This window comes from Skermanella sp., from assembly GCF_059503625.1.
The window spans coordinates 1-15,274 of sequence record NZ_JCACHA010000631.1 but is presented as its reverse complement, the minus strand read 5'-3'; the positions used below and the strand labels follow the sequence as shown (position 1 = coordinate 15,274).

The following is a 15,274-nucleotide window of genomic DNA, read 5'->3' as shown; positions in this document are numbered from 1 at the left end:
GGCTGACCATCACCGGCACCGAGGAACGCCAGGCGCTCGCCCTGGTGCTGCACGACTCCAACCGCCCCTGGGCCATCCGCACGCGTGAGCACGGCTGGACGCCTCGGGGACTCTGTCGGGTCGATTAGGCTCGCTGTGGCCCCGCTGGGTGGGCCGTGAGCCAGCAGTCACCATCGGCACTCAAGCTCTGACAGGCCCTAGCTCGGTCTGCCGGAGGGTTGCCGGCGCACGTTAGCAGCCATGCAAGAACCTGCAGCAGGCTGAGGTCTGCTCCCCGCCAGATGAGGTCCAAAAACCGCCGTCAGTGGCGGAATAATAGTGGCGCCCTAAACGGCTCACCGACGTCGATCACCTGCGATAAGACCTCCTTACCGCAAGTGATCCAGGGCTTGCCGCGATCCGGGATAACCGCCAGACTCCAGGCCTGACCGGGGGCGGGCAGGGGGATCATGAGCGAGGGGATGGGTGACGTGGCGGCCGGGGCTGGGCCGCCCGCGGTGGTGCCCGAGCCGGGTAGGGGCCTCGCTCCGGCCGGCGCCGCGGCGCTGGCCTCGGCCCAGGCCTATGCGCGGCAGGCGCTCGCGCCGGAGACGCTCCGCGCCTATGCCGCCGACTGGGCGCATTTCTGCGGGTGGTGCGGCGAGACCGGTTGTGCCCCGCTGCCGGCCGAGCCCGCGGCCGTTGCCGCCTATCTCGCCTCGCTCGCCGGCCTGTACTCGCGCTCCCTGCTCGAGCGCCGGCTGGCCGCCATCGGCCAGCAGCACCGCCTGCGCGGGCTCGACTGGTCGGTCGGCCACCCGGCCATCCGAACCACGTTGCGTGGCATCTACCGCAAACACGGCAGCCGCCGCCGTCAGGCCGCAGCGCTGACCTCAGCCGAGCTGCGTAAGTTGGTTGCCGCTTGTGGCGGCGACCTGGCTGGGCTCCGCGATCGCGCCCTGCTGCTGCTGGGCTTTGCCGGGGCGCTGCGCCGCTCCGAGCTGGTCGGCATCGACCGCGAGCATCTGCGCTTTACGAGCGAGGGCCTGCGCCTCACCTTGCCCTCCTCCAAGACCGACCAGGAAGGGAAGGGGACCGAACTTGGCGTCACCCGCGGCAAGCGGGTCGAGACCTGCCCGGTACGCACGCTCGAGGCCTGGCTTGCGGCCTCGGCCTGCGACTATGGCCCAGTGTTCCGCAAGGTCGACCGCTGGGGCAACATCGAGCACGCCCGACTCAGCGGTGAGGCGGTCCGCACGATCCTCAAGGGCCGGGCCAAGGCGGCTGGCATCACGGTGCACAGCACCGAGCGGCTGTCGCCGCATGGGCTGCGGGCGGGCTTCGTGACCGAGGCCTACATGGCTGGCGCCCGCGACGAGCAGGTGATGGACCACACCCGCCACCGCGACCTCAAGACCATGCGCGGCTATGTGCGCCGGGCCAAGCTGGTCACCGAGAGCGCCAGCAAGCTGCTCGACCTGTGACCAAGGTCCGGGGGATGGTCCGGGCGGCGATCGGGCCAACTGGTGGGGAAAGGGAGAGGGTTGCAGCCGCCTCGGCGGATGTGCTGGCGCCGGCGCATACTGACTGGCTGTACCACCACCTCCGCGTCACCGGTGATCCGGCCGAGGTCGCGGCCTTCCGCCAGGCGGCGGCCGGGGCTGGGGTCATCCCCTGGCAGCACAGCCTCGGCCGGGCCGAGGAGGACTGGTTTCACCTCCTGGTCGCGCCACCGCCGCCTTTGCAGCGCAGCCTGAGCCTCGAGGGCGCCCGCATCCTGGCCGGGCAGCTACGGACCGCGGCCGAGGAGAGGATGCGGCTTGTAGCCGAGCGCTCGGGCGAGAGCCGGGCCTGCCCGCTCGATTTGCACCGGCTGCTGCCAGCCCCGGAGGAGGTGCTCCGGCTTGGGCCGGAGCACCCGGCGGCGCGGGTGTGGCTCTGGGCCAACTGGGGCACGACCCAGGCGCTGCGGCATGTGGTCGAGCTGCCGGTGCCGAAGCGCAGGCAGCCGCTGAAGCGGGAGCCCGGCCTGCTCTGGCTGGGCTTCTGGTCAGCCGACTGGACGCCCTGGGCGGCCATACGGCAGCTGCGCGAGCGCTGGCAGGCGCTCCAGATCGCGGCGGAGCCGCACTACGATGACCCCTGAGGCCGACAGCGCCGAGGCCTTCCTCGATGCCACCCCAGCCGTGGTCGGCAACAGCGGCGCGCCGGCGCTGCGCTTGGGGGCCTATGAGGGCCCGCTCGACCTCCTGCTGGAGCTGGCGCGGGCGCAGCGGGTGGACTTGGCGCAAATTTCGGTCGCAACCCTGGCCGAGCAGTTCGGCGAGGTTGTGAGCACAGCCATTGAGCGCGGTCGGGTGCCGCTGCCGCGGCTGGCGGACTGGTTGATCATGGCGGCCTGGCTGACGCTGCTGCGCTCGCGGCTGATGCTGCCCGCTGCGGCGGCGGAGAGCGCCGAAGCCCAGCGTGAGGCAGAGGGGCTGCGCCAACGGCTGGCCGACCGGGAATGGGCGAGCCGGCTGGCGGACTGGCTGGAGCGGCGGCCGCAGCTGGGACGGCAGGTGTTCGCGCACGGTGAGGCGGAGCCGAGCACCGCCACCGTCGCCGGTGCCCCGCCGCCCGCGGACACGGCGGAACTGCTGCGGGCCTGCCTGCGGCTGCTGGTTCTGCCGCACCGGGACCGGGTGTACCGGCCGCGACCGCCGGCGCTGTGGCGGGTGCCGGATGCGCTGGAGCGGATGCGAGCGCTGCTGCCGACGGTGGGGGAGGGTGCTGACCTCACCGCCTTCCTGCCGCCGTCGTCGGAGGAGCGGACCAAGTCACAGCTGCAGCGGCGGGCAGCGCTGGCAACAACGCTGCTGGCCGGGCTCGAGCTCGGACGCGATGGAACAGCGATCTTGTACCAAGCTGCACCTTTCGGGACCGTGGTGGTCCGTTCAGCTGAGGCGCTTAGAGCAGAGCAGGCCGACGCTCGCCGCTAGGCCGATCTCCGTGTGCGGTGGCCTATTCGCCACGGCGGTCAAGGATTGGTTGCCTGCGAAGCTCAGGCGAACATCGAGCGAACGGCATTGATGAAGGAACAGGGGCAGATAGCTACAGAATGCATCCCCTGGTTTATCCTCAGGCTTACCCCCAGGCCTGGGGGTAAGATTAAGATTGATAGTATCCGAACCGTACCAACGGCAGCATCTCTGCCGCGACTGCTGAAGGATCATCTCATCGCGTCGTCAGAGGCAGCCTGGAACGCGGTTCGCCAGGATAAGCCCGAGGCCGAGACAAAAAGGCGAGACGTAGGAGACATGGCCGAGATAGCCGAAGCTGACCGATGTTTCGTTGTGGTCATGCAGGGAGTCAGGCCTTGGGCCGGCGTGGTCGAAGGGATCGACGGTGTCAGGGACGCCCTTACGCAAATCGTTTGCAATGATCCTCAGCCGTTGCTGCTTGGAGAACTCACAACAGCGATTGCGTCACTCAGATCCTTGACCGGCAGGAGCGGGATGGGTGGGGGACCAAGGTCGTTGGCCGCCTGGCTACGGACCTGCGCGCGGAGTTCGCCGGCATGCATGGCTTCTCGCGAGCCAATCTGCTGTATATGCGCGCCTTTGCTGAGGCTTGGCCCGATCCGACGATTGTCCAACGGGTCGTTGGACGATTGCCCTGGGGTCAGAACATTGAGCTGCTCACCAAGCTCAAGGATCCAACCGAGCGCCTTTGGTACGCAGAAGCGACCCTCGAGCATGGATGGAGCCGCCCGGTCCTCGCTACGCAGATCCAGACCCAGTTACGTGACCGTCAGGGCAGAGCGATTACGAACTTCGACCGGGCGCTGCCGCCTGAGGCGTCCGATCTCGCCCAGCAGGTCGTGAAAGACCCCTACCAATTCGATTTCATGGCGTTGGCGCCCGACATCAAGGAGCGAGACCTCGAACGAGCTCTCGTGGCTCGCGTGAAGGACCTGTTGCTCGAAAAGGGGAAGGGCTTCGCTCTTATCGGCAGCCAGCATCACCTCGAGGTGGGCGGTCAGGACTGGTATGTCGACCTGCTCTTCTACCACCGACGCCTGCGCTGCCTGGTCGCCGTCGATCTCAAGACCGGCGCCTTCCAGCCTGAGCACGCTGGCAAGATGAACTTCTATCTCGCCGCTCTCGACGAGCGGGATCGTGAGCCTGGCGACAATCCAAGCATCGGGCTGATTCTCTGCCGTGAGCGCAACCGGGTTGTAGTCGAGTACGCCCTGCGCAGTGTCACAAGCCCGATTGGGGTGGCTGAGTACAAGCTAATGGTTGCAGAAGCGCTGCCCGCTGCTCTGGCCGAGGCACTGCCGACGCCGGAAGATCTGGAACCCGGGATGACGCTCCTGCCGCGCGATCAGAATGACGACGCCTGAGCTAACAACCAGCCGCGGGGACCGGCGCCTCGTGCTAGGACTGCGGTTCGCGCTGGCATTCCCGGCTCCTGACGTCGCAGACTAACAGGTGAACCGGCCACGGAGCCGTACCGGAGGAGACGAGGGTGCCGCATCCTTTCCTGCCCCGCCGCACATTGATCGCCGCCGGCCTGGCCGCGCCAAGCCTGGCCCGGGGGCAGACCGACGACTGGCCCAGGCAGACAGTGCGCTACATCAACCTCTATGCCCCAGGCGGAGCGAACGATATCCTCTCTCGCGCCTGGTGCCAGGCCATGACGCAGATCACCGGCCAGCAGTTCGTGGTAGAAAACCGCACTGGCGCCGGCGGTACGGTGGGCAGTGACGCCATCGCCAAGTCTCGCCCGGACGGCTACACCGTGGGTCTTGGTGGTGTCGCCAACTTGGCCATTGCGCCCTCGCTCTTCCCGAACCTGCCTTACGATCCCTTCCGGGATTACAGTCTAATTTCGGGCTTGTACCGGCAACCTAATATCTTGATCGTCAACAACGACCTTCCCGTGCGCAGCGTGCCGGAGCTGATCGCGCTACTGAAGGCGCATCCGGGTCGGTATCACTACGCAACAGGTGGTGCCGGCACTACGCCACACCTGTCGGCCGAGTTGTTCAAGATGACGACCGGCACGGACATGCCCTTCGTGCAGTACCGCGGCGGCGCGCCAGCGCTCGTCGACCTCATGGCGGGTCAGGTGCAGGTGATCTTCGACAACCTTGCTGGCCCGATCGGGGCAGTCCGGGACGGCAAGGTGCGGGCGCTGGCGGTCACCAGTCCGGAGCGAAGCCCGGTGCTCCCCGACCTGCCAGCTTTGGCGGAGTTCCTGCCAGGCTTCGACCTTACCAGCTGGAATGGGTTGATCGCTCCAGCTGGCCTGCCGCCGAAAATGATCCGGCACATGGCGGAGCTGGCGCATCGCGCTCTCATGAGTCCCGATCTGGCGAAAACTTACACCGACAATGGTGCAACACCCTGGGTGGTAGGACCCGAGGACTACGCAGCCTACGCCCGTGCACAGGAGCCGTTGATGCGCCAACTGGTGCGGCTCAGCGGCGCCTCGGCCGGATAGCGCCACCCGCCTGACCTATGGCGTCACCCACTTTATCTTCATCTCGCTTTGCCCAAGCTGATACAGTTCAGATCTAGCCAAACGGCCGAGTGCGACGGTGCTGCGCCGCCGGGGACCAGGACCGGGCTGCAGTTACGCCAAGCTTGCGCGTCGGCTCAGCCTCAATTGCCAGCGCCATTAAAAGGCCCACCTCGATCTCGAGCGGTTCCACGTCGTGTTGGATAAGGCGCGATATGGAAGGCCCGCTGTGGCGCGGCCCGCGTTCCTCTCACTTCGGCCTGTGGGTCTTCTCCGTCGTAGCCACAACCTGCGAGAAGATCCCAGCCTCAGCTTTTTCGAGGTAAGGCAAGCTTTGTATCGCTAGCGGCAAGCGGGGCTTATCGCATGTGGTGCAGGACTGGTCTTAATCTCCAGCATAACGCTGTTTTCAGAGGGTGAGTCCGGCTTGGGCGGGAGCTAGGGCTGGTCGTTGACCGCCCGAGAAAGCGGTGCAGTTGTTCAATCCGGCTACCGCCAACGGCGTTGTGGCCCCGATGCCGATTGGCGGTAATGACCCGCGGGTGCCCTATGCGGTCGACCGCACGATTTTGGCTGCAGAGCGCACCTATGCGGCTTGGGTCAGAACAGGCTTGGTCGCCCTTGTCGCGGGCGCTGCTGCTCGTGGCCAACGGCCGGCTTTTAGTGGTTTCGCTCGGAGCCCTGCTCGGCATCTGGTTCGGCCGAACCGGTGGCGGGTGATCCCCAAGTTCCGCTTTTCAGCATCGACAAGGTCCGGCACTATCTAGAGGCGGGCGCGGCCACTTCCAGTGCCATGGTCGGGAATGCCCAGCGGCATCTGCGCGCCGCCCGCGTTATACTGCGGTAAAGGCGAGAAAATAGGCTCTGGCGCCGTGTACCGCATCGGTCTAGCCGCATGCCTTCAGCAATGCGCCGGCGCGAGCGCCAATCGGAAGCGGCGCCTCCGCCAACGATCCTCCATCCTTGCCGGGAAACAAGGCGACGGCTAGCGCATCACAAGCGACCTGATTGACAGTTGCAGGCCCGTCATGCTCGCCTTCGCATCAAGCCCCGGCACGGGGCGCGGAGGAATACCCATGCCCGCATCCCTCCCCGAGGCCGCGGTAGCGGACTACAACCGGCTCGGCTACCACTTCCCGATCCGCGCCTTCACGTCGGAGGAAGCCGGCGGGCTGCTAGCGAAGCTACAGGCGACGGAGACCAAGCTCGGCGGCAAGCTGGCCGGGCGGATGAACCAGAAGCCGCATCTGCTGTTTCCCTGGGCTTATGACGTTGTGAAACATCCCGCGGTGCTGGACGCGGTCGAAAGCGTGCTAGGCCCGAACCTGCTCTGTTGGAGCAGCCAATTCTTCATGAAAGGCGCGCACGACCCGGCCTATGTCTCCTGGCACCAGGACGGGACCTATTGGGGCCTGTCCTCTCCAGATGTCGTCACTGCCTGGATCGCCTTTACCCCGAGCGTACCCGAAAGCGGCAACATGCGCGTAGTACCGGGAACGCATCTGAATAAGGTCCCGCATACCGACACCTTTGCGCAGGACAATCTGCTCTCGCGCGGACAGGAGGTGGCGGCGCAGGTGAACGAGGCCGATGCCGTCGACATCACCCTGCAGCCCGGCGAGATGAGCCTGCATCACGTGCTGATCGTGCATGGCAGTGAGCCCAACCGCGCCGACTGGCCGCGGATCGGCTTCGCGGTGCGTTATGTCCCAACCCATGTCCGTCAAGCCGATGGGCCACAGGACAGCGCGTTGTTGGTGCGTGGCCATGACAGCTTCGGCCATTTTGAGCATGAGACTGCGCCGGAGGAGGACCTACATCCGCATGCCCTGGCACGGCACAAAGTGATCATGGATCGGCAGCTTTCCATCCTCTACTCCGGGGCAGCGAAGGAAGGACAGCTCGGGGCGACGATCAAGGCGACGTAGCGTGATGCCAAATCTGGGAGGGCCATGATGCACATCACACGCCGCGCAGCGTTCGCCGCGACCTTGGCTGCTCCCGCCCTAGCACAGGCGCAGTCCGCCATCCGCATTCGCTTCGCCCATAGCCTGCGGCCATCGAGCCGGCGCACCAGGCGGCGGAGTTCTTCGCGAAGAACGTCACCACCTGTACCAACGGCCGCGTGGTGATTGAGCTTTTCCCAGGCGAGCAGCTCGGCAGCGGGCGCGATGTAAACGAGATGATCCGCCAGGGCGCCAACGTGATGAACATCACGGACCCCGGCTATCTCAGCGATTTCGTACCGGATATCGGCATCCTCAACGGGCCCTACCTCGTCGACAATTTCGACCAGTTTGGCCGACTGCTGGACAGCGACTGGTACCCACTGTGTTGCATCGGTCGGCGGTACGGTCGCATTGATCCCTGCCGGATGTGGGGTCATGCGATCCGGATGTACTCCGGCCGTCCGAAATCCAGCATCCGGTTCAGGACGTTGGTGGCAATGGCCACTTCGGTCGCTTGGCGCCGATCCGTTTGCGAGCGCAGACCATCACCGATGACGCGCTTCCATCGTGAGACATCGGCCTCCACCAGAGCACGCCAGTTGTACCCCGACGCTCGCTGCCAGCCCATGCGACCGCGCTCGGTAATACATCGCAGATGCCCATCCCGCTGTGTCGGTGCGGTTGCAGCAGCGCTGCATGGCACCGCGTTTGCGCGTGGTGGCACGATGACGTCGGCATCTGGATGACGCGCTGCGACCTCAGCGTAAACATCGTCCCGGTCGTAGGCACCATCGCCGGTGAAGGACACCACGGAACCATCAACCCGATCGAGCAAGGGGCAGACCTGGGAGCCATCGTCTGCATCCCTGCTCGTCAGCACCGAGGCGACGATCTGGCCGGTGTCAGCGTCTGTGACGAGGTGGAGCATCTTCCAACCCAGGCGCCGCTTGCTACCATGCTTCTCTTCCAGCCAGCCGCCGGGACCACACAGCCGAAGGCCAGTGCTGTCCACCATCAGGTGCACCGGCGCGCTGCCCGCCTTCGGTCGTGGTACCTCCAGCGTCTCGGCCCGACGGCTCAGGGTCGAATGATCCGGCACGGCGAGGTCAAGACCAAGCAGTTGCAGAATGGAGCCGATCAGGCCCTCGGTCTGGCGCAGCGCAAGGCGGAATACGGCACGCAGCGTCAGGGCAGTTGCGATCGCCAGGTCCGAGTACTTCGCCTGGCCACCCCGACCCACCCGCACCTCGGCTTGCGACCCCCTGATCGCCTCGGCCGTGAACCACACGGTAAGACTGCCACGGGCGCGCAGGCCAGCATCGTACTCAGCCCAGTTGGTCACCTTCTGGCGCTGCTTGGGGATGTGGTGCCGGCGGTCACCGTTGGACTTGAACGGCACAACGGGTGTCCCTCACTGCTCGAGGGCTCGCCCCTAAACCAGCCTACTTCCACGGCGCCCAACCGGGCGACTCCGCCCCGACCGCGGTGACGGCTGGAACATTTTGGCCGATGTGGAGGTGTTCATCTTCGCGGTCGAGGCCGAATTGGAGGCCATGGACTGTGAGCGGGTCGGTGTGCACCGTCGCGGCCGCAAGCCGGACCCGAGCTTGCGGCGGCGCCTAATCGGGCTGATCTGGATGCTGACCTTCGGCGGCATGCAGTGGCGCATCGCTGGCTGGCTCTCCGGTGTTCCCTTCACCACCTTGCACAGCGCCTTTGCCCGCTGGACGCGATTGGGGCTTTGGCGCCGATTAGGCCAGCGCCTGGCTCTCGATTGGCGCCTAGTCCGCGGCGACGAGATGCTGCCCTCTGCGGTGGTGGCCGACAGCCGCTCGCTCCGCTCCGCCCCGAGCGCCTGGGCCCGGGGCATCGATGGCGGCAAGCTGATCAAGGGGATTAAGCTCTGCGTCGTTTGCGACAAGCATGGGTCGCTGCTTGATCTCGAGCTGCACCCGGCCAACACGGACGACCGCGCCGGCACATTGCCGATGCTGCCGCGGCTGGCCGCGCTCGGCTTCCAGGGTGATCTTCTCGGCAACAGCGGCTTCAAGGGCGCGCCCTTCGCCGCGGCGGCGCTCGAGCACGACATCCATGTCTCGGCCTCGCCCGGCGGCACCTGGGACGGGCGCTTCCTGCCGAGCGGGATCAGGTGGGTGGTGGAGCGGCTTTTTGCCTGGTCGAGCCGCTACCGGCGCCTCAACATCGTGTACGACCGCGCGCCCGACCTCTTTGCCGGGCACGTCTGGATCGCGATGATCTCCATCATCTCACGCCGGATCGTCGCACAAGCTCAGACGCAGCAAGGAATCTAATCGCGTACAGCTTCTTACTTATGGAGGGTGCCACCCTGAGGATCCCCTCGTCATGACCGAGAACGCCAGATGCAGCCCTTCAAGTCACCCGGGCAAGCCCAGCGGTTCCTGTCGGCGCACGCGTTGATCTATGGTCACTTCCGTCCGCGGCGGAACCTTATGGCTGCCGAACAGTACCGCCGCTCGCGCGATAAGGCTTGCCAGATCTGGCGGCAGGAGACGTGCGTCCAGATGGCGGCGTGAGATCGCGCATGCGCCGTATTGCGGTCAAACGCGCCAGGTCACCAAACAATGTGACAACGCCCGCTGATTCCGTCTCAGACCCTGACACAGGAAACCTGAGTTCAGAGAAGCGCCACCGGAGCGAGGCCTTCACCCGGGGGAAGGGCGTCGCGCGGTGCCGCGAGCTGCCATCCCGCAGCGTGCAGCGCGTCGAGGGCTGCCCAAGTCGTCGCCTGCGGGGGAGAGTCGTACAGCTTCGCCCAAGCCAAGCGCGCCGCGATCCGTCCTGGTGTGGCCGGCCGCACCACCTTGCGCCCGTTCAGCATCCCGATCGATGGCCCCTGCGCGGCCGGTACTCCCGCGTTGATGCCGGAGAGCCAGGACACCAAGATGTCGGCGCAGGCGGAGCAGGGGCTGTGGCTCAACTCGATCTCTACGCTGTCCACTGCTATCTCGCGGACGCACTCGTAAAGCTGCCGCTCGGCGTGAGTCAGCGTACCGTAATACCGGAGATCGCGGGACTCTCCGGTGTTCCAAGTCATCACCTCGATCGTCGGCCGCGGCGGGCGCTGGGCGACAGCGACGCGCCCGGCAAGCGGGATCGGCGAGCCAGCCTCTAAGGGGCGGAGATCGCGTGTGCCGACGGCGATCGGACCGGGAGCGGTCAGCCGCGCGCCGAGCACGACAGTCCGGCCAGCCGGTCGTGTCGGAAAGACCTGTTCGAGCCGGTTTAGAAGAGGGAGGCGACGGTCGGCCATGGTTAGAAGTCCCCGGCACCGCACTGGGTGGCAGCCGCAGCATCGAAGCACACCGATTGGCCAAGCGCGACGCTCATTTGGTTTACATCTTGTGGTAATTTCCGCCACAGCTAAGGTCGCACCGGTGATGAGGCCTGCTTGGAGGCCCGCGGCCGCGGTTTCAGTCGGGTCAAGCCTCAGCTGCCAAGGGAGATACCCACGGTGCGCACCGCCTGCCGCGCTTCGCTTGACATGGCGCTTGTAGGAGTTGAACACCTTACCAAACGCGACCAATTCTGCGTTAGGAAGACATCGTAACTCTGACCGCCTTCGCGCATAACTTTGGAACAGATTGATCGACCAAGGCACCCTTCACATCGCAAGCAGGTAGGGCGGCGGTTTGTTGGATAAGGCGCGATATGGAAACTTCCGCGGCCTGCGAATCCACCCATTTGTAAAAAGGCGCTGCCGTCCGGAATGCTGCTCGGCGATTTCGGTTGGGAGATGCGTAACTTCCTCTCCCGCGCCGTGCGGTGATGATCCCCTTCTCCGCTCTCGCCCTTGGCAGCGAGCTCGACCCGGCAAGGGTCTGGCACGCCAGACTGCTGGACGATAGTCTCGGCGTCGCCGTCCTCCTCCTTTTCACCGGCATCCCGCTCTTCCTGGCGGACCGTGTGACCGGCGGCGGCGTCTCGGGCGTCGCAGCAGCCTCCATCGCCGGCAATGCCGCAGCGGTGCCGGCCGTCGTGGCGGCGGCCAACCGGGCCTGTGCGGAGGCGGCGGCGCATACGGTCATCCTGGGCGCCGCTGCCGTCATCGTCATTGCCGTGCTACTCTCGTCGCTGACCGCTTGGATTGCGAAGGCCGTGGGCGCGTGGCCAGACCTCCCAACTGCAACCATCACCGCGCCGGCGGAGTGACCCCCGTGACCCTGCGCTGGCTGATCCTAGCGGATGACCTGACTGGCGCAGCGGATTGTGCCATCGCCTTTGCCCGTCGCGGCCGCACCGCCGCGGTTGGCTGGGGCGAGGCGCCCGCGCCGGTGGGGGCCACGGTGTTCGCCATCAATACCGACAGCCGTCGCTTGGCTCCAGCCGCCGCTGCTGCTCGACACCGCAGCTTGGTCGAAGCAAGGCTCACGCCTGGGATGCGGCTGATCAAGAAGATCGATAGTACCCTCCGCGGCCAGCCCGCGGCGGAATTGCGGGCCACCATCCAGGCGCTGCGCGACCGCGGCGCCGGCGCCATGGCCATCGTTGTCCCGGCGTTCCCAGCTACCAGGCGCACCACCGAGGGCGGCCGGATCTACCTGGGCGGCACGCCGCTGGAGGAGACGGCGCTCTGGGCGCGCGACCACACCTACCCAAGCGCCGACCTGGTCGCGGTGCTGGAAGCGGAGGGGTTGCGCGCCCGCTTGCTGCCGCTCGCGGCTGTCCGTAGGGAGGCTGCGGCCGGGATCGCGGCGGCGCTGGAGGCGGAGGTTGAGGCGCTGGTCTGCGATGCCGTGCTGCCTGAGGATCTCGATGCCGTCGCCCGCGGCAGCCTGCCCTCCGCCGAACGGCTCTTCTGGTCCGGCTCTGGTGGCATCGCCCAGGCGCTCGCCATGGCCGAAGGGCCAGCGGAGTCCGTTCCGCAGTCCTTCCCGCGTGTCGGCCGGGGTGGCATGCTGGTGGTGGTGGGCAGCGTCGCCGAGGCATCCCGAGCCGCCGCAGCGCGGTTGGTCGAGGCCGGCGCCGTGCGTCCCTTCAGCCTGCCGCCGGCGGTGCTGCTGGAGGACGCAGCGGCGCGTGAGGCCGGCGCCGCCATCGCTGGGGCGCTTGCCGCCGGCGAGGACGTCCTGGTGGACATTGCTGCCGAGGGCGAGCCCGACCTTTCCTACGGTGCGCTATTGGCCGGGCGGCTCGCCACCTTGCTCGCCCCGGCCGCGCCGCATGTGTCCGGCCTCTTTGCCACCGGGGGAGAGACCGCCTGCGCCCTGCTCGGCCGGCTTGGCGTCACTGGCATCCGATTGCTGGATGAGCTGGAGCCGGGCGTGCCGCTCGGCGTCACGATTGGCGGCTCGCCCGGCGTCCACGCCATCCCTGTAATGACCAAGGCCGGCGCTTTTGGCACGGCCGAGACCATTGCCCGCAGCCTCGACCGGCTGCGCGCCCTTCTCCTACAAGGATCCGCCATGAGCGCAGCCCAGGACAGCCGCCCGATCATCGCCATCACGATGGGCGACGCCTCCGGCATCGGACCCGAGATCATCATGAAGGCCTTGGCACGCGAGGACGTCTACGCCAGCTGCCGCTCGCTGGTGGTCGGCGACGCAACGCGCCTGCGCGAGGCGGGCGACATCGTCGGCGGCGGCCTTGCTGTCGCGGCATTGGCTGAGCCCGCCCGTGCCCGCTACCAGCGCGGCACGGTGGACTGCATCGATCTCGGCCTGATCCCAGCGGGACATCCCTTTGGCAGGCTCTCGCCCGTTTCCGGCGAGGGCGCCTACCGCTACATCGAGCGCGCGACGCGCCTAGTTGAGGCCGGCGAGGCGGATGCCATCTGCACCGCGCCGCTGTCCAAGGAGGCGCTGCACGCTGCCGGCCACAAATACCCGGGCCATACCGAGCTGCTGGCGCAGCTGACCGGCACACCCGAGGTCTCTATGATGCTGGTCGCGCCAAAGTTGCGCGTCATCCATGTGACTACGCATATCGGTCTGGTCGACGCCATCCGAAAGATCGAGCCGGGCCTCGTCGAGCGCACCATCGCCCGCGGGCATGCGACGCTAGTGAAGTCTGGCATCGCCGAGCCGCGAATCGGTGTCTGCGGCATCAACCCCCATGCTGGCGAGAACGGCCTTTTTGGGCACGGGGAAGAGGAGGAGAAGATCATGCCCGCCGTGCAGGCCTGCCGCGCCAAGGGCTGGAAGGTGGAGGGCCCGCTGCCGGCCGATACGCTGTTCTTCCGCGCCGCGCGCGGCGACTTCGATCTGGTGGTCGCGATGTACCACGATCAAGGCCATGGCCCGGTGAAGGTCATGGGGCTGGAGGCGGGCGTGAACATCACCGTCGGCCTGCCAGTGATCCGCACCTCGGTCGACCACGGCACGGCTTTCGACATCGCTGGAAAGGGCATCGCCGATGAGGGCAGCCTCGTCGAGGCGCTACGCCAAGCCGTGGACCTCGCTCCGCAGCGCCGACGCTCCCTTGTTTGATACTGCTGCGCTGGGACGCTGGCTTGGGCACAGTCAACTTGCCGATCCACGCACGACCAGATCGCCAACCTATTCCATCTCCGCCGCGGCCACGTCGTCGCCCTCCAGTATCGTGCCGTAAGGGCGCGGGCATTTGAGGTGTGGGCGGATATCAGCGGGGCCGCCGCCGCGGCCTGAACTCTGCTGTGCGTCGTCTTTGGTATGCCAGCGTGGCGGCCAAACATCGGCAAGTTGACTGTGCCCCCGCCGGTTTGTATCTCTCCGGGACGGCTCCGCAAGGACGCAACAGAACCCTCCAGCGTCACTCCGAGTGGCTAGCCTGAGCAGCCTCAGACAGACGAGCAATCGGCACTTCGATGTCGCAGGCGAGCCCGGACCGCCGCCAGTCGAGGTTTACCAGCCCACCGAGTTGCCCTCGGATGCTCGCATCGAGTACGCGAGAGCCGAAGCCACGACGGGATGGCACGTCGATCACCAGAGGCCCGCCTTGCTCGTCCCATCGGACCCGGAGCACGCGTGCACCCTCGTCAAGATTCCAGGTCAGGCGGACCACGCCACCTGACACCGACAAGGCGCCATGTTTCGTGGCGTTCGTCGCCAACTCATGCAGGGCAAGCGACAATGACTGGGCTGCTGAGGGCCCAATCCGTAGCTGAGGCCCCTCGACAGCGACGCGAGGAGCGCTGCCGTCGACCGCTCCGCTTTCCACTAGCAGCAGGAACGGCGCGAGCTCAGCTTCGACGAGTTGGCGGATGTCGGCTCCCGTCCAGCGCCCCTCGGCCAAGAGGCTGTGTACACGGGCAAGGGCTCGCACGCGTCCCTCGATAGCATTTGCGAAAGAGGCGACATCCCGCCGCGGGGTCAGACGGAGTGCTGCCTGTACGACTGCGAGCGCGTTCTTGGCGCGGTGGTCGACCTCTCGGGTCAGCAGTACAAGCCTCTCCTCTTGCCGGCGTCTCTCGGTTACGTCGACGAGAACGCCCGCGGCTCGCACCGGAATGCCGTAGCTGTCTCGCTCCACCTGACCCCGCGACAACAGCCAGCGGTCACCCCCGTCTGGCGCCGGTGTGGCTGCGCGGTATTCCGCCTCATAAGGGGCACCTTTCTCAAGCAGGTTCTGCCAAGCCACTTGTACCGCCGAGCGGTCGTCTGCATGGACTGTGTCGAGCCAGTTCGTGGCGTCTGCCACGGAGGTGGTGATCCCGAGCAGCTCGATTGCCTCGGTTGATATTATCCTCACGCCCGTTCGCAGATCATGCTCCCAAGTCCCAATGCCTACACCCGTCGTCGCGAGTCGTAGGCGAGCCTCACTGGAGGCTAGTGTCCTGATTCTGAAATTTGTGGGCACTTTGCCTGGACGTGCACGGTGCG

Annotated in this window: 14 protein-coding genes and 1 pseudogene; 11 read left to right on the top strand and 4 right to left on the bottom strand. The window is 66.6% G+C overall.

The features are described from left to right. Nucleotides 1–449 precede the first annotated feature (449 nt). From AC5JJ6_RS18655 to AC5JJ6_RS18645, 3 genes are read left to right on the top strand one after another with little or no spacing between them, the layout of a single operon-like run. Nucleotides 450–1,463, top strand: coding sequence for a site-specific integrase (locus AC5JJ6_RS18655; RefSeq protein WP_496043485.1), 1,014 nt, complete (start codon nucleotides 450–452; stop codon nucleotides 1,461–1,463). Then, nucleotides 1,460–2,125 carry a hypothetical protein gene (locus tag AC5JJ6_RS18650; RefSeq protein ID WP_496043484.1) on the top strand — a complete coding sequence of 222 codons (666 nt, stop codon included), beginning with the start codon at nucleotides 1,460–1,462 and terminating at the stop codon, nucleotides 2,123–2,125. Before AC5JJ6_RS18655 ends, AC5JJ6_RS18650 begins: the two co-directional genes overlap by 4 nt. Then, complete coding sequence (locus AC5JJ6_RS18645; RefSeq protein ID WP_496043483.1) at nucleotides 2,115–2,960, top strand: segregation and condensation protein A; 846 nt, start codon at nucleotides 2,115–2,117, stop codon at nucleotides 2,958–2,960. The genes AC5JJ6_RS18650 and AC5JJ6_RS18645 overlap by 11 nt, the downstream gene beginning before the upstream one ends. A 246-nt stretch (nucleotides 2,961–3,206) precedes the next feature. On the opposite strand, the gene AC5JJ6_RS18640 is transcribed toward AC5JJ6_RS18645, so the two are convergent. Continuing rightward, the gene (locus AC5JJ6_RS18640) at nucleotides 3,207–3,389 is read right to left on the bottom strand and encodes a hypothetical protein (protein WP_496043482.1); all 183 of its coding nucleotides are present in this window, start codon (nucleotides 3,387–3,389) and stop codon (nucleotides 3,207–3,209) included. A 65-nt stretch (nucleotides 3,390–3,454) separates the two neighbouring features. Between AC5JJ6_RS18640 and AC5JJ6_RS18635 the strand changes: the two genes are divergently transcribed. The 5 genes and pseudogenes from AC5JJ6_RS18635 to AC5JJ6_RS18615 all read left to right on the top strand — a co-directional run. Continuing rightward, nucleotides 3,455–4,366, top strand: coding sequence for a PDDEXK nuclease domain-containing protein (locus AC5JJ6_RS18635; protein WP_496043488.1), 912 nt, complete (start codon nucleotides 3,455–3,457; stop codon nucleotides 4,364–4,366). A gap of 125 nt (nucleotides 4,367–4,491) precedes the next feature. Beyond that, a complete protein-coding gene (locus tag AC5JJ6_RS18630) occupies nucleotides 4,492–5,469 on the top strand; it encodes a Bug family tripartite tricarboxylate transporter substrate binding protein (RefSeq protein WP_496043481.1) in 978 nt (325 codons plus the stop codon). 533 nt (nucleotides 5,470–6,002) lie between these two features. Next, nucleotides 6,003–6,254, top strand: coding sequence for a DUF202 domain-containing protein (locus AC5JJ6_RS18625; RefSeq protein ID WP_496043487.1), 252 nt, complete (start codon nucleotides 6,003–6,005; stop codon nucleotides 6,252–6,254). A gap of 309 nt (nucleotides 6,255–6,563) precedes the next feature. Further along, nucleotides 6,564–7,415, top strand: coding sequence for a phytanoyl-CoA dioxygenase family protein (locus tag AC5JJ6_RS18620; RefSeq protein WP_496043480.1), 852 nt, complete (start codon nucleotides 6,564–6,566; stop codon nucleotides 7,413–7,415). 131 nt (nucleotides 7,416–7,546) lie between these two features. Beyond that, nucleotides 7,547–7,747, top strand: a pseudogene (locus AC5JJ6_RS18615) (hypothetical protein); the annotation flags it as partial. Between the two features lie 122 nt (nucleotides 7,748–7,869). Here AC5JJ6_RS18615 and AC5JJ6_RS18610 read toward each other — a convergent pair. After that, nucleotides 7,870–8,835, bottom strand: a complete 966-nt coding sequence (locus AC5JJ6_RS18610) for an IS5 family transposase (RefSeq protein WP_496043479.1) — start codon at nucleotides 8,833–8,835, stop codon at nucleotides 7,870–7,872. Between the two features lie 112 nt (nucleotides 8,836–8,947). Between AC5JJ6_RS18610 and AC5JJ6_RS18605 the strand changes: the two genes are divergently transcribed. Next, nucleotides 8,948–9,748, top strand: a complete 801-nt coding sequence (locus tag AC5JJ6_RS18605) for a transposase (protein ID WP_496043486.1) — start codon at nucleotides 8,948–8,950, stop codon at nucleotides 9,746–9,748. Nucleotides 9,749–10,092: 344 nt separating this feature from the next. On the opposite strand, the gene AC5JJ6_RS18600 is transcribed toward AC5JJ6_RS18605, so the two are convergent. Beyond that, nucleotides 10,093–10,728 carry a hypothetical protein gene (locus tag AC5JJ6_RS18600; RefSeq protein WP_496043478.1) on the bottom strand — a complete coding sequence of 212 codons (636 nt, stop codon included), beginning with the start codon at nucleotides 10,726–10,728 and terminating at the stop codon, nucleotides 10,093–10,095. A 515-nt stretch (nucleotides 10,729–11,243) separates the two neighbouring features. On the opposite strand from AC5JJ6_RS18600, the gene AC5JJ6_RS18595 reads away from it, so the two are divergent. Both AC5JJ6_RS18595 and pdxA read left to right on the top strand, forming a co-directional pair. After that, nucleotides 11,244–11,627: a 2-keto-3-deoxygluconate permease gene (locus AC5JJ6_RS18595; RefSeq protein WP_496043477.1), complete on the top strand. Its 384-nt coding sequence runs from the start codon at nucleotides 11,244–11,246 to the stop codon at nucleotides 11,625–11,627. A gap of 5 nt (nucleotides 11,628–11,632) precedes the next feature. Continuing rightward, a complete protein-coding gene (gene pdxA, locus AC5JJ6_RS18590) occupies nucleotides 11,633–13,903 on the top strand; it encodes a 4-hydroxythreonine-4-phosphate dehydrogenase PdxA (RefSeq protein WP_496043476.1) in 2,271 nt (756 codons plus the stop codon). Nucleotides 13,904–14,204: 301 nt separating this feature from the next. On the opposite strand, the gene AC5JJ6_RS18585 is transcribed toward pdxA, so the two are convergent. After that, nucleotides 14,205–15,274 (bottom strand): HWE histidine kinase domain-containing protein (locus AC5JJ6_RS18585; protein WP_496043475.1); only part of this gene is annotated, 1,070 nt, incomplete at its 5' end.